This window comes from Calothrix sp. NIES-2098, assembly GCF_963875125.1.
In the GTDB taxonomy this organism is placed as follows: Bacteria; Cyanobacteriota; Cyanobacteriia; order Cyanobacteriales; family Nostocaceae; genus Aulosira.
In genome coordinates this window covers 3007599-3022909 of record NZ_CAWNKJ010000001.1, presented here as the reverse complement: position 1 = coordinate 3022909, position 15311 = coordinate 3007599, and the positions used below count along the sequence as shown (strand labels likewise).

At 39.7% G+C, this 15311-nt stretch carries 11 protein-coding genes and 1 pseudogene; 9 read left to right on the top strand and 3 right to left on the bottom strand.

From position 1 onward, the window contains the following. Positions 1 to 14 precede the first annotated feature (14 nt). Complete coding sequence (locus AACU33_RS12700; RefSeq protein WP_096588902.1) at positions 15 to 2054, top strand: P-loop NTPase fold protein; 2040 nt, start codon at positions 15 to 17, stop codon at positions 2052 to 2054. Here the strand turns inward: AACU33_RS12700 and AACU33_RS12695 are convergent. Beyond that, positions 2012 to 3025 carry an IS701 family transposase gene (locus AACU33_RS12695; RefSeq protein WP_096586464.1) on the bottom strand — a complete coding sequence of 338 codons (1014 nt, stop codon included), beginning with the start codon at positions 3023 to 3025 and terminating at the stop codon, positions 2012 to 2014. The genes AACU33_RS12700 and AACU33_RS12695 overlap by 43 nt on opposite strands. A 170-nt stretch (positions 3026 to 3195) precedes the next feature. On the opposite strand from AACU33_RS12695, the gene AACU33_RS12690 reads away from it, so the two are divergent. Beyond that, positions 3196 to 4203, top strand: a complete 1008-nt coding sequence (locus tag AACU33_RS12690; protein WP_339376497.1) for a tetratricopeptide repeat protein — start codon at positions 3196 to 3198, stop codon at positions 4201 to 4203. Positions 4204 to 4271: 68 nt separating this feature from the next. Here the strand turns inward: AACU33_RS12690 and AACU33_RS12685 are convergent. Continuing rightward, positions 4272 to 4384 (bottom strand): annotated as a pseudogene (locus AACU33_RS12685) (3' terminal RNA ribose 2'-O-methyltransferase Hen1); the annotation flags it as partial. A gap of 220 nt (positions 4385 to 4604) precedes the next feature. On the opposite strand from AACU33_RS12685, the gene AACU33_RS12680 reads away from it, so the two are divergent. The 6 genes from AACU33_RS12680 (at position 4605) to AACU33_RS12655 (ending at position 8515) form a co-directional block, all read left to right on the top strand. Further along, a complete protein-coding gene (locus tag AACU33_RS12680; protein ID WP_096588898.1) occupies positions 4605 to 5042 on the top strand; it encodes a hypothetical protein in 438 nt (145 codons plus the stop codon). A gap of 80 nt (positions 5043 to 5122) precedes the next feature. After that, positions 5123 to 5887: an endonuclease/exonuclease/phosphatase family protein gene (locus AACU33_RS12675; protein ID WP_096595235.1), complete on the top strand. Its 765-nt coding sequence runs from the start codon at positions 5123 to 5125 to the stop codon at positions 5885 to 5887. Beyond that, entirely contained in the window at positions 5868 to 6014 is a 147-nt protein-coding gene (locus AACU33_RS12670; protein ID WP_339375964.1) for a hypothetical protein, read from the top strand. Before AACU33_RS12675 ends, AACU33_RS12670 begins: the two co-directional genes overlap by 20 nt. Further along, positions 5989 to 6675 carry a two-component system response regulator RppA gene (rppA, locus tag AACU33_RS12665; protein WP_096588896.1) on the top strand — a complete coding sequence of 229 codons (687 nt, stop codon included), beginning with the start codon at positions 5989 to 5991 and terminating at the stop codon, positions 6673 to 6675. The genes AACU33_RS12670 and rppA overlap by 26 nt, the downstream gene beginning before the upstream one ends. A 57-nt stretch (positions 6676 to 6732) precedes the next feature. Beyond that, positions 6733 to 7200 carry an aminoglycoside 6'-N-acetyltransferase gene (aac(6'), locus tag AACU33_RS12660; RefSeq protein WP_096588894.1) on the top strand — a complete coding sequence of 156 codons (468 nt, stop codon included), beginning with the start codon at positions 6733 to 6735 and terminating at the stop codon, positions 7198 to 7200. Between the two features lie 136 nt (positions 7201 to 7336). Next, positions 7337 to 8515: a phosphoserine transaminase gene (locus tag AACU33_RS12655; protein WP_096588892.1), complete on the top strand. Its 1179-nt coding sequence runs from the start codon at positions 7337 to 7339 to the stop codon at positions 8513 to 8515. 65 nt (positions 8516 to 8580) lie between these two features. On the opposite strand, the gene AACU33_RS12650 is transcribed toward AACU33_RS12655, so the two are convergent. Further along, a complete protein-coding gene (locus tag AACU33_RS12650; protein ID WP_096588890.1) occupies positions 8581 to 9954 on the bottom strand; it encodes a hypothetical protein in 1374 nt (457 codons plus the stop codon). Between the two features lie 209 nt (positions 9955 to 10163). Here AACU33_RS12650 and AACU33_RS12645 point away from each other — a divergent pair, with 209 nt between their 5' ends. Continuing rightward, positions 10164 to 15311, top strand: a complete 5148-nt coding sequence (locus AACU33_RS12645) for an nSTAND1 domain-containing NTPase (RefSeq protein ID WP_096588888.1) — start codon at positions 10164 to 10166, stop codon at positions 15309 to 15311.

Sequence of the window (15311 nt, the reverse complement as noted above, 5' to 3'; positions counted from 1 at the left end):
ATTTCCAGTGCTAAATGAGCAATCAGAAACCTCCTTACATCTCTCGCCAGCAAGCCAAGGACTTTTTCGCTAAATTTGCTAAGGCGTTGGAATCTCCAGAGTCTAACCCACTTTTGTTTCAGGTTTATGGGTTTGGAGGAGTTGGCAAAACTACCCTTACCAACAAACTACTAGAGATGCACGAGTCGCAAGCTGACTTTGCAGTAGTGTCTTTTGGTCTTACACCAGGTATCGAAACGCCATTGAAGTTAATGGAAAAGCTTTATGAGCTATTACCTAAACCTACGGGACTTTTACGAAGGGATATCTTACCTAAACCAGACCCGTTTACATCACTTTACGAGCGATATCACGATACTTTTTACAAGCTAAAAACTGAACCTGTTCAAGGTAAATCAGTTGATACACAACAACAAAATACAGTTAAAGATTGGCTTGAATTAGGCACAGGAATGCTACTAGCAACAAGTGCAGGATACTTGGGAGATCCCGGAACAGCATTAAGTTTAGGTCTGGATGCTGCGGTTAAGGCCGGAGGAATGTTATCGGATGCACCACAAGCGCTTAAATCAAGTAAAGAGCGTATGCAAGAACTATTGCAACAGCATCCAGCAACCAAGAATAACAAAGAACTTCAGGAGTTAATGCTGGAACCAATACCTAAGTTAACTCATGCCTTTGCTCAAGGTTTGATACAGAAAGCTCAAAAGCAAAAGCAGTCAATTGTGCTGATTTTAGATACCTATGAAAAAGCACCCTCAGATATTGACACTTGGCTGTGGCAGTATTTACTAGAAGATACCACTTTAAAATCTTACCCTGTTCGTATTGTGGTAGCAGGACGGCGTTCTGTACTTGAGAAAGAAAGTTGGCGCAAATTGCAGCAGGATCGGGATTTGATTTATGGACAACAACTAGATGAATTCAATAAAGAACAGACAAAAGAATATCTTCAGCATATCGGCATTACTAAATCTGGTGAAATTCAGAAAATATATAAAGCAACTAAAGGTTTACCTTACTATCTCAACTGGATTAAACGAGAAAAAGAAGTAGGTAGAGATATTGATTTTTCTCGTGGGAACCAAGCGATTACTGAACTGCTACTACAAGGACTGAGTACAAAGCAAAAGCAAATAGTACAATTAGCAGCTTGTTGTCGTTGGTTTGATCGGTCATTGATTGAGTATTTAATGCATAAACAGGGAATAGACTTTGAAACTGGTGCTTGTGCAACTAGCAACTGTTTTGATTGGCTAACAAAGTGTGACTTTGTTGAGTTTGTTCAAGGTCAGTATCGCTTGGATGATGTGGCTCGTGATATTTTTCGCCTTTCATTTTATCAGGATGACAAAATGCAATTTCGAGCAACCCATGAACTGTTAGCCATATATTTTGAGCAACTGGCGAACCAAGAGGTTGCTGTTGATAGCCATGAACTGGAAAAATACGAAAATGCTGATTGGAGGCAATATACTGCTGAATTTCTATATCATGCTCTGTTTGCATGGAGAGATGAGGGCCAGCGTCAATTTATTTTCCATTTGTTTGCTTCTCGCTATTTGAAGCAGCTTGAAGTAGTGATGATACCTTTTGCCGCAGTTGTTGCTGAAGCAGTATTAGGAAATTATCGCCTTTTACCAGATTCGACTGAGAGATTTTTGAAAAGCATAACATTGGGCTTTCTATTTAGTTGGGTAATGTTAGCAAACGATCCAACTAAATATGAGATAAACTATGAAAACGGGACTGGCCCATCTAAAGAAGAGATAGAAGCAGCATTAAGACCTTGCTTCACTCAAGTTGACTTTTTAAAAGATGGTTTGGGTAAATATGCCGGGCTTTTGTATAAATCCTTAAGAAGTCGCCCTAGTCAGCGAAAAGATTTGCTACTTCGAGCAATTGAGCAAGCTGAAAGTATTTCTACTGATACTTATCTTGAATTTAATAGGACTTACGCAATTGGCACAAATAGCAGGCAGGGCAAAGCCCTGACACGCGACAATATAAATCAAACCAAGCACATAAAAATACTTGGGCGCTTCAGTTGCTGAATTAAATAATTAGAAAGCAAGTTATGCTTGATTTGATAGATAGTTTTGCCAGTTCTATAGGCTAAATTCTTTAACCTAACCCAAACCAACATTGCACAAGCAATATGATTTCTTTGGAGTCTAGCTTTCCGACACTGGCAAGATTCAATGCCAGTTAGTTGTTTAATTTCCCTGTGAAACTCCTCTATTTTCCAACGAATTTTACACACCTGTTGTACAACATCCGTGGAACTTTGAGATAAATCGTTAGTGGCGACATAATCCGTTCTGTTGGTAGAAACAGTAACCCGGAATAGTTTCACTTTTTTATTAGCTGGGAATCCTTTAATTTTTATGATTTTACCACAGTCTAATTCTTCTTGGTTCCATTCTAATAATTCAATCCGTTTATATTTTTCTTGACCAAATGTATCATCAACTAAACGATTATTTTTTAAAGGGCAATAATAAATTTTGTCTAAGCTATCAATATATAGCATTAAACTGTGTACCGCATACCATGTATCCATCAAAACAGTATCAAATGGTAAAAGCTTATGATACACAAGGTTTTGGAGCATATCTTTCACATGGTCTATCTTGGTTTTCCCATCGACATCAGGATTAAAAATTCGATAATCTATGACCCAAAATCTTTGAAGTGTAGGGTTGACATACACGCAGCTAACTACACCAATGCCTTTCAGGACACCATGCTCATTACCACTATATTGTCTTCTGACTATTTCTATTTCTTCAGAATACTTTTTATCTAAAACGCTATCATCAAATATGATGTAACCATTTTCATCAGACTCAACGACCTCTTTCACGTTATCCCATAGTAAACGAGGTGTTAATTTTTCGGTTTTCAAATAATAGTTAATTGCGTCATGACTAATACTCTCTAAATGCTCTGCCAAATTGGTAATTGTATAATTAATTTGACTACTTAATAAATATTGGCAGTAATTAAGCTTAGTAAATCTCATTACCCTTAGCGAAATTTATCTAATATAACCTCTACCTATTTTCTCACGAATATTTCGATAGTACTTCCAAGACAGCGACTTCTATTACGAAGGCAAAGCTTTCAAAATCAGATTTAATTAATACATATGTACTATGAACTAACGATCGCATTGTGCCAGTTGCGTAAGTCCTGTTTAATAGTCATCTGTTTTTAGATGTCAGTAATAGGCTATATAGATTAGAAGAATACAAAGAGGCTTTGGCTAACTATGACAAAGCTTTGGCAATTAAGGATGACAACCCAGAAGCATGGTTCAGCCGAGGCGTTGCACTGGATGACTTAAAGCGTTACGAGGAAGCATTAGCTAGCTATGACAAAGCCATAGCAATTAAGGATGACTTTGCGGAAGTATGGTCAAATCGAGGCAATATACTGGATAATTTAAAGCGTTACGAGGAAGCATTAGCTAGCTATGACAAAGCCATAGCAATTAAGGATGACTTTTCGGAAGCATGGTTAAATCGAGGCACTGCGCTGATTAACTTAGAGCTTTACAAGGAAGCATTAGCTAGCTATGACAAAGCCATAGCAATTAAGGATGACTTTTCGGAAGCATGGTTAAATCGAGGCACTGCGCTGATTAACTTAGAGCTTTACAAGGAAGCATTAGCTAGCTATGACAAAGCCATAGCAATTAAGGATGACTTTTCGGAAGCATGGTTAAATCGAGGCTTGGTACTGAGAGTATTAAAGCGTTATAAGGAAGCATTAACTAGCTATAAGAAGGCTTTAACTGTTCGACCAAATAAACTAGATTATTTCAATGAGCAAAGCTTAACCTTAAGTTTCTTAGGACTTTATGAAGAAGCATTGGCAAATATCAATGAAGCTTTAAAACTTCAACCAGAGTATCCTATATGCTGGGCTAATCAAGGTATTGTACTAGGGCGTGCAGGGCGCTACAAAGAAGCACTGGCTAGTTGTGACAAGGCACTAGAACTACAGCCTAATGATGAGAGTGGTCATTATGGCAAAGCTTGCTGTTACGCTTTGCAAGGAAACATTGAGTTAGCAATTGAAAAGTTGCAACAAGCAATAAATCTCAATCATTCCCGATGCCGCAGAGAAGCAAAAATTAATCCTGATTTTGACAGCATTAGAAATGATGAACGGTTTAAAGCATTAATGCAAGGCTAAACAAGACTCCAGAATCATTCACGCAAAGCAGTTTATATTTCTTGATACCATAAAGCACCTAGACTTTTAACCTGCGCCTCTCCAAAGGTCAGGTTGAAGATTGACAACGGTCTGGGTGTTTATGTAGTAAGTAGCCTAACTCCGTTGCTGGGGAGTGTGTAGTCGCGATCGTTAGCAGCATTCACTTATAAAAATAGAAATAATTATTGAATACTGTTTCAGGGTAAGCGATTACGGAAAAAAATACTGGTTTGTACCGGAATGTAAAGTTGACTATTTTTGCTATAACTATACTGAAATACCTTTCTTCTTTGTGCCTTCGTGCTTTGTGTTTTAAAAATTATTTTTTTACCACAAAGACACTAAGCTTAAATTTACATAAATTTTTGAGAGCTTACATCATGAAATATTCGCTCTTATTGTTAGTTATCATCAGTGCGATCGCTGGAACCAAGAATGCCGATGCTCAACAAGTAAATCTATTCCCCACAAGAACACAACCCAATCAACCTGCTGTGATAGTGCCTGCTACTGATGAAACCAATCAAGCTGCTAATCTACTAACAGAAGGAGCCACAATTGATAACAAATGGAAAAATGTTATTATCCAACCAAATAATCATCTCATCCCGAATAACAACAAAATTACAGTAGTGCAACAGCAGGGATGTAAACAAATGAATCCCTTAGATTTCTTAGAAAATCCAGCGGCTGCGTTTGAAAAATGTCAGGAGTTAAATAATAATCAAACTCCACCTCCTAGAAGCAGCGAACCAATTGAATATTTAAAAGTGCCTAAACTTGATTCTGGTATTAGCGTGACTGTGACACAATTTTGATATCAGTTGTTTTTGTTAATTCTGAATTAGGAGTCCCATACAAATTGGTCAAAGTCGTCACTATCAACATTTTATTTGAAATGGACTTATGGGAGAGGCGCAGCCAACTATTAGTAGAAGGACTGAAAGCACTTCGGGCAGATCTAATTGGATTGCAAGAAGTTAATATTCAAGAAAATACAGGTTTTTGGCTAGCAGAACAGCTAGAAATGCCTTATGTTTATTTAGTGCCTTATCAAGAGCGAGCTTATCAAATTGGGCCTGAGTATGGAATTGCAATTCTTAGCCGCTATCCATTCATTCAACAGGCGCAACTTGATTTGCAAAGTCAAGGAAGGTTTGCTCAATATGTACGGGTAGAAATAGGCGATCGCCCATTAATATTTTGTAATGGGCATTATTATTGGCAACCCGGATCTACTCCCGCGCGGATGCAGCAACTACAGCTATTAGTCAACTGGCTGAGTCAGTTACCGCCACACATACCTGTAGTCGCCGTGGGAGATTTTAATGCTACACCTGAAACCCCAGAAATTGCATTTATGCAGGAGCAATTTACCTCAGCCTATGCTGCCTATCATGGGTATGAACCAGAGTATACTTGCCCTACACCCTTACAGAAGCCCAACCGCAGTTGGTGGCGTAAATTTGGATTGTCTTTAATCAACTTATATACCAACCGCACATTAAAACCTTGGCGTGGCACTCTGGATTATATATTTATCAACAATCAGTTGAGCTTGCGTAACTGTCAACTGATCCTGACTGAAGCTGCACCAGAGAATCCTCATATTTATCCATCAGACCACTTTGGCATTGCAGCCGATGTGGAATGGAATAGTTGATCGGCTTTGTTATTTGGCTGGGAATAATGCTGTGGGCGGGATGAGAATTTTTCTGACTTTGAAAACAGCTTACGATCGAGAAGAAAATATAGCGATCGCCTATGTTAATTTTACTGGTGGAAGATGACCCCGCCCAATTGGAACCATTGCGAGCTGCATTATCCAAAGCCGGACATGTTGTTGACGCCATTGAAGATGGAGATACTGCTCAATGGCTGTTATCTCAAAAAGATTATGACTTGCTCATCTTAGATTGGATGCTTCCTCATGTTAGCGGAGTTCAACTTTGCCAGGAATATCGACAAGCGGGGAAAACTTCTCCGGTGTTGATGCTTACCGCCAAAGACACCACCCCAGATAAAGTCACAGGTTTAGATGCGGGTGCAGATGATTATTTAGTCAAACCAATAGATGTGATGGAATTGCTAGCAAGAGTAAGAGCCTTAGCCAGGCGTTCTCCATTTTGGCAGGGAGACACTCTCAGTTTAGAAGATTTACATCTCAACTTAAACAACTTGACAATTGAACGCGATCGCGTGACAGTTCAATTATCTGGGCGCGAATTTCAGCTAATGGAATACTTGATGCGTCATCCACGGCAAGTTTTATCTCATAATCAAATAGAACAAGCTCTTTGGGGATGGGGCGCAGAACCAGAAAGTAATGCGGTGACAACATTGGTACGGCGACTGCGACAACGCTTGCAAACCGTAGGAGCCAAAGATTGGCTAGAAAATGTTTATGGGATGGGCTATCGTTTCGACGTTCCCACAAAAAGCGAGTTGTAGTGAGACAAAAATCTCTGATATTCATTTGCTACACACAGTAATAATTGCTATTAACAAATGAAAATTGTTCCAGTCGATCGAGATAACTTCGATACATGGCTAAATCTGGCCTTGCAACTATGGCCAGACGGATCGCCAGAAGAAATGCGTGCAAGTCTGAGCAATATTTTTCAATCTCCGCGTGAGGCAGGATTTTTGATTAAAGATGACGATGAAACAGCAATTGGCTTTATCAATCTCTCTCTGAGATACGATTATGTGCCTGGTGCTACTCAAAGTCCTGTGGCATATGTAGAAGGAATTTATGTTAAAAGTGAATATCGCAACCAAGGCGTGGGCAGATACTTAATCGAATATGCCCAACAGTGGGCGCGGGAACATGGATGTGTAGAAATCGCCTCAGATGTTTTATTAGAAAATACAGTAAGTTATCAATTTCATCGTCAGGTCGGTTTTCAAGAGGTAGAAAGAATTGTGACATTTATTAAACAAGTTCCCCCTACTGAAGAGCGATCGCAAACATAAATTAAATGAAGTTTTTTGACTAAATATTTTGGTATAAACAGGAAGGATATGATGTGAATTCGGGCATAGGTACATCATCAAGTACTGCTTCTCCGATACTATTTACATCATTAAGTAATTGTCTAATACTGTACGCATGTCGCAACCCCTTTCTCCTCCCGCACGTAAACCTGCCAATCCTCACTTTTCCTCTGGCCCTTGTGCAAAGCGTCCTGGTTGGTCTGTTTCTAACCTAGAAAACGCCTGTGTTGGTCGTTCCCATCGTTCTAAAGATGGCAAAGCGAAATTAGCCGATGTAATTGAGCGTTCTAAGAAAATTCTGGGAATTCCTGCTGATTACCGCTTGGGTATCGTTCCAGCGTCTGATACTGGTGCAGTAGAAATGGCTTTGTGGTCGCTATTAGGACACAAACCCCTTGATATCCTGGCATGGGAAAGTTTTGGTCAGGAATGGGTCAAAGATGTCACAGACGAGTTAAAGTTAGCTGATGTTCGCCTGCTGAAAGCACCCTATGGTAGTTTGCCAGATTTAGAATCTGTTGATTTTAGCCATGATGTCGTTTTTTTGTGGAATGGTACAACTTCAGGTGTGAGAGTTCCCAATGGCGATTGGATTAAAGATGACCGCCAAGGGTTGACCATTTGCGATGCTACATCCGCAGTGTTTGCGATGGACATACCTTGGGAAAAGATAGACGTGCTGACTTACTCTTGGCAAAAGGTATTGGGTGGCGAAGCACAGCATGGAGTGCTTGTACTTTCACCCCGTGCTGTCGAACGCCTGGAAAGTTATAAACCAGCTTGGCCTTTACCGAAACTCTTTCGCTTGACACAAAAAGGTAAGCTGATTGAAGGTATTTTCAAAGGAGATACCATCAACACGCCATCAATGTTGTGTGTAGAAGATGCCCTAGATAGCTTAACTTGGGCAGAAAGCATTGGCGGACTTCCTGGTTTAATTAGTCGCAGTGAAGCCAACTTAAATGCGATCGCAAAATGGGTTGAGCAAAGCGATTGGGCTGATTTTCTGGCAGAAAAATCCGAAACTCGCTCTTGTACTTCCATCTGCTTGAAAATTATTGATTCTTGGTTTACTAGCCAAACTCCAGAAGAACAGGCAAAATGTGCTACCCAATTAGCCAAACTACTGGAGAAGGAGAAAGTAGCTTACGATATTGCACCTTATCGCGCTGCACCACCAGGATTAAGAATTTGGGGAGGCGCAACAGTTGAAACCGCAGATATTGAAGCGCTGCTGCCTTGGTTAGACTGGGCTTACAATACTATCAAAGCTGAGTCAATTGCTGTGGTTTAACTTGAGCGTAAAATGATGAGGCGCAAGGCTTTGCGCCTCTACAGCCTGAAACAGGAATTTAATATTTACCAACAAGCTTTGGCTGTAGAACCTTGGAGAATATCAGGGTTATTTGAGCTTTTCCGTTTTAGTTGACGAGAAGCAATTAGAGCAAGCGTCAGAAAATTAGTGTTTTTAATAATAGTAGATAAATTAATTTTCCTCTGCTCTATTAATGCTCGGATAAAATCTAGTGATTTTGTGATGGTGAACCACGGAAATCCATCATCTACTATTGGTCTAATATTGTGTTTGCCGTAACATAACTCTAAACCTTTACAGCCAGACATCCATCTATAAATTTGCTCCATCCAAGCACTTTTGATGGAACTATTCATAGTTATCTCACCTATCTTTGGAGATCTATTTGTAGAGTTAACTTTCAAGCATATATCAGAACCAAAACCAGCATGATAAGTTAAAATGCTGAGATGTACATCTTCAACTCGTATTCCTGGATATCTTTCACTAATTATCGCTAACAAGCTAATCATGGCATCTGTTCTCGCAACAATACCACCTCCAGGGTGCCACTTGTAACCAGAAAATTTCCCATGTACGACATTTAAAAATAACTGGATCGGAGGTACTTCTTGACTGAAGTCGGGTAAGAGAATCTCTTTATTATCCAGCATAGCTTGTTGATAAACCACAAATTTATTGCGGGTGCTTAAAATATCAATTTGTGGGCTTTTTTGTAACTCATTAACTATTAACTTCAAGCCATTAGTCTCTAACTTCGACTCAATTGCTTGATATTTGGGTTCGACTAAAAACTGAGTTTCAGCATCGAAAGTTACTAAAAACTCAGGAGGTATCCATCCTTTTTCTATACTCTTTAACAGTAAAGAGCCATAAATATCGCCTAAAACTCTAATCTTTCCCGATGAATGCAAACTAACTTTTTGGTGAACAATAAAGATTCTATGCTGAGAAGATTCAGGAGGAATATTAGATAAGCAATAAGGTTCTCCCGTGCATTGTACATTGTCAAATATCCGGGCTGCAATATTATTTTCTGGCTTGGCTTCGGTATATAAGTGAGTAATTTGGACGTTTGGTAATAAATTGAAGTGTTCGATTACTGTTGGACATTCAAAACCGTGATTAAGTCCAATAATGATATCCGCTTGCATTCCCATCTCAGTAATTTGTTGAATGATTTGGGGAATGGTATAAGGTAAAAAGCTGTCGGCTTGATTAGCAGCAGCTACTACTCCTAAGATTCTGGTTTTATCAAAAGTATTTTTAGTTTTAGATACGATCCATTCTCGACAAGTTTTGACAGCTTGAAGATCTGAATTTAGTACGCTATTTTGTGTACGCTTTACTAAAACATTTTGCTTTTTGAAGTGGAGAGTTTGAAACGCAGGGATTCTCAGAAATGTATCGAGAGACATATCTTGAAGAACTTCTATGAAGATGTTGAGGCTTAATTCTTTCTAGCTGTTTTTTCAATCTGGAACAGTAGTTGTCCTCACATTTTTTGCATAGATAAGTTTGCAATGTCCCCAGGTTGCTGTCACCACCTTCCACTTGCAGGTCTAATAGTAATAAAACTATAGTTAAAGTAAGTGCGATCGCTTAAATTTGGGAATTGTAAATTTTCATGTGTCCACGCGGAGTTACTACCAGTCGTTCAACTCAAGCTAAACAAACAATTGCCCCGAAATTGTGGTTGTTACTGGTGGGTGTCAATCAATATCAGGACGAGCAACTTCCTTCGCTACGTTATTCAGCAGTTGACTGTCAGGTATTAGCTGAAGCTTTAGCAGGCGCGACTAAGGAACAGTTTCCGCAAAGACAGGTAACAATTTATCACGATTTTGCTAATAATTTGCCACTATTAGCAACTGTGCGCGAAAGTTTACAGCAAATTGCTGTTGATGCCCAACCAATTGATACGGTTCTCTTTTATTTTTCTGGTCACGGAATGTTACAGCCAAATACTCAAGAAGCATTTTTGTGTTTGGCAGATACGCACAAAGATAATTTAGAACAGACTGGTTTACCTGTTAAAGAACTGTTGGCGCAGTTAAGTAAAAGTGGGGCACAAAATCAGTTAGTTTGGTTGGATGCTTGCCATAGTGGAGGAATGACTTTAAGGGGAGCAGTGACAGAACCGCTGCTGAATCCTACTCCGCAATTAGTAGATGCTTTACAGCGTAATGCTACAAAAGGTAAAGGTTTTTATGCCTTACTTTCCTGCGATATTAATCAGCAATCATGGGAGTTCCCCGAACTGGGGCATGGGGTATTTACTTATTATTTAATGCGGGGGTTAAATGGTGATGCTGCTGATGCCCAAGGTATAATCTTTGCTGATGGGCTTTATCGCTATGTTTATCACCAAACGCTGCAATATATTGATAAAACTAATCAACAATTACGCTTAATTAATCAACAAAAACGCGGCAAGGGAGATACTCAACTTTTTAGCGAATATCCCCTACAAACGCCTAAGCGCATTGTCGAAGGAATTGGGGAATTAATATTAGGTTCAATTCCGGCGATCGCAGAATCAAACCCTCCGAGAATAGCGCTAGTAATTGAGGGCTTTAGTGGCTATCAAACAATGCTAGATCTTAGTAAGATATTGGTTGATAGTGGTGATTTTGAGTTAGAATATGTGACCCGTTCGGTAGAAACAACCGCTAAGGATATTCGCACTGCAATTCAACAACGCCTTGCCAGAAATGAAGAAGCTGCAACCGTATTGTTATATCTACGTGGAATTTTAGAAGAAACCCCAGCCGGAGAAGCAGCATTATTAATAGCCGAAGATATTTGGCTAAGTCGTTCTTGGTTAAGGCAACAATTACGCCGTTCGCAAATAGCCCAGCAAATCATTATTTTAGATTTTTCTGTTGTGGCGACTGCTGTTTCTTCCATTCAGGAATGGGTAGAAGATTTGCAAGTAGAATCAGAAAAAGGGCAATGTATTATCGCGGCTACTTCCCCAAAAGATAATCCAGAACTCTTTGCACAAACCCTCATCGATACTTTAAAAGCTGCTAAGAAATCAGCGGGTTTATCTGTAGCAGGTTGGATTACGCAATTACAAGTTCAACTAGCAACTCAAACCCAAATTACCCCGTTTCTACCATTACATTTTTGGCTATCAGGAACTCAAGGTGTAATTGAAATTATTCCGGCTACAACTGGCGCACGCAGTCATAAAAAAGCAGCCTTAGATTTCAAAATTTGTCCCTACCGAGGATTAAGGGCTTTTGCTGAAGAAGACGCGCAATATTTTTTTGGGAGGGAATCTTTAACCCAGCATTTAATTAGTCAAATAGCACATAAATCTTTTTTAGCTGTAGTGGGTGCTTCTGGTAGTGGTAAATCTTCTGTTGTCCAAGCAGGATTAATGGCTCAATTGCGTCTTGGTAAACAATTACCTGGAAGCGATTCTTGGTTAATTAAATGTTTACGTCCCGGTGCGCGTCCCTTGGAAGAGTTGGCGAGGCGGTTGGGGGAGGGGGGAAGAAGCAGGGGGGCGGGGAGCAGGGAGCAGGGGGGAATTGAAGATTCTCCGTCTCCTGAACTTGTACTTGAGGGGATGCTGTACCAGGGTGTGGAAGGCTTTGTTTACTGGTTGCGTAGCCGACCTGAAGCTATGGTGATTTTGGTCGTAGACCAGTTTGAGGAATTGTTCACGCTTGCGCCTAGTGAAGATAGACAGCGATTTTTAGATTTGGTGTTGGGAGCTATAGAGTATGCTTCGGATAAGTTTAAATTAGTCGTTACTTTGCGGGCAGATTTTATTGCTGCTTGCTTGGAAGTACCTGCACTCGCGAATTTATTGCAAGAATCTAGCGTGTTGGTTCCGCCTAATTTGAGCGATCGCGATTATCGTCGTGTCATTATTAATCCAGCGGAACAAGTAAGTTTGAAAGTAGAACCAGAATTAGTAGAAGTTCTGGTACAAGAGTTAAACCACTCGGCGGGAGATTTACCGCTGTTAGAATTTGTACTTGAGCAGTTATGGGAATACCGCCAAGAAGGGGAACTGACTCTAGCCGCTTATCAGCAACAAGTGGGTGGGATTAAAGGAGCATTGGAACGTAAAGCCCAGGCGGTTTATGAAGGTTTAGATACCCAAGCTCAAGATTGTGCTAGGTGGATTTTTCTCTCTCTCACTCAATTAGGCGATGGTACAGAAGATACCAGGCGCAGGGTGTTGAAATCAGAGTTAGTGGTGCAAAAATATCCAGCGGCGTTGGTGGAAAGAACGCTGCAAGTATTAACGGCTGCAAAGTTAGTCGTGGTGAATTTGGAGGAGGAGGGGAGTAGGGGACAGGACAAGGGAGACAAGGGGGACAAGGGGGATTCTGTAATGGTTTCTCTTCCTGCGTCGGCGGTAACTATTGAAGTTGTGCATGAAATATTGATTCGCCATTGGTCAACTTTGCGCTGGTGGTTGGAGGAGAATCGTAGTAGGTTGCGATCGCAACGTCAAATTGAACAAGCGGCAGCTTTATGGAAATATAATCATGAGCAAGCTGATTTTTTGTTGCAAGGTATCCGTTTGGCAGAAGCGGAAGAAATTTATGTCAAATATACCGATGAATTATCTCAAGATGTCCAACGTTTCATTGCTGCTTGTTTAGCAGAAAGACAACGACAACAATTTGAACAGAAAAAGCGACTTAGACAAGCTCAAAAAGCTATTGTAGTTATTAGTGTTTTGGGTATTGCTGCAAGTGGTTTTGGTGGATTAGCTTATGTCCAAAAACAAGCGGCGCAGTTACGCGAAATTTCTGCTTTAAACGCCTCATCGGAAGCATTATTATTATCAAATCAGCAACTAGAAGCTTTAATTGCGAGTGTAAAAGCTGGGCGAGAAGTAAAGCAGGTATTTGCACCAAATAAAGATATTCAATTAGCAACTGTAGCAACTCTTCAGCAAGCTGTTGACCAAACTCAAGAAGTCAACCGTTTACAAGGTCATAGTCAACAAGTTGATGCTGTGAGTTTTAGCCCAGATGGGAAAATTATCGTCTCGGCTAGCGATGACGGTACAATTAAACTTTGGCATACAGATGGTAAATTAATCAATACGATTATTGATAATCAAAGTAGGTTTATAGATATTGATTTCAGTCACAATGGGAAATTTATTGCTGCAAGTATAGATAAAATTATCAAACTATATACTATAGATGGCAAGTTAATCAAAATTTTTGCTGGGCATAATGATATTGTAAATAGTGTTGATTTTAGTCCTGATGATAAGACGCTTGTTTCTGCTAGCCGAGATAAAACCATCATACTATGGCGTAGTGATGGCAGTTTAATTAAAAGCTGGAATGCTCATAATGGTTGGGTAAATACTGTTAGCTTTAGCCCAGATGGTCAAATTATCGCTTCTGGTGGTGAAGATAATTTAGTCAAGCTGTGGCAAGCAAATGGGAAGTTATTGCAAACAATGTCAGGGCATAAAGAACGAGTAACTTGTGTTAAATTTAGCCCAGATGGTAAATTTATAGCTACTGCTAGTGGCGATAAAACTATTAAACTTTGGAATATTCAAGGCAAACTTTTACAAACTATTGAAGGTAATACAAATCAAATTAACAGTATCAGCTTTAGTCCAGATGGTAAATTACTCGCTGCTGGTGATGCTGATGCGATATTGAAAATATGGAGTGTTCAAGATAAATCAACTATAGAAATCCAGCAGATTTTCAGAGGGCATGGGGCACAAATTAATGATATAAGCTTTAGCCCTGATCGTAAAATTATTGCCTCTGCTAGTGCTGATAAAACCGTTAGAATTTGGCGAGTAAATAATAATACAAAAACTCAGAATAAAGGTAATTTTTATAGTGTCAGTGTTAGCCATGATAACAAAACATTCGCTGCGGCTGGTTGGGATGGCATAATAAAAATCTGGGGTAACAATGGAGAATTTATAAAATCACTTTCAGGAAATAAACAGATAATTTATGCGGTAGATTTTAGCCTCAATAGCCAAATTATTGCTGCTGCAAGTGATAATAAAACAATTAAATTATGGAATATAGCAAATACTTCTTTACTTCAGACACTAACAGGACATACAGCGCGAGTAACTAGCATTAGTTTTAGTCCAGATGGAAAGATGCTAGCTTCTGGTAGTGCCGATAAAACTATAAAATTATGGCAACTTCCAGATGCTAAATTACTCCAAACTTTTAAAGGACATACAGATGCAATAACCAGCATTAGTTTTAGTGCTGATGGTAAAATAATAGCTTCTGGTAGTTACGATAAGACAGTCAAACTTTGGAAACTTGATGGCAGTCTTGTTAGAACTTTACAAGGAAATGGGCTTGCGATCGCATCTGTAAAATTTAGTCCAGATAACACAATCCTCGCTGCTGCTAGTTTGGACAACAATATCAAACTTTGGAATGTCGCTGATGGGACTTTAATTACTACCCTCGCCGGACATACTGCTGGTGTTACTAGTTTGAGTTTTCTGCCAAATAGCCAAATACTAGCTTCTGGTAGCGCTGACGGTACAATAAAGCTGTGGAATATCAGCGATCGCACTTTACTCAAAACCCTATTAGGTCATCCTGGTAAAATCAATAGCATCAGTTTCACTCCTGATGGTAAGGCGCTAATTACTGCAAGTGAAGACGCTGGTATCAAAGTATGGGATTTAGATTTAAATAATCTTAGGCAGCGCGGATGCTTACAAATCAAAGATTACCTGCAAAATAACCCCAATGTCAGCGAGAGCGATCGCCATATCTGCAAAGATTAA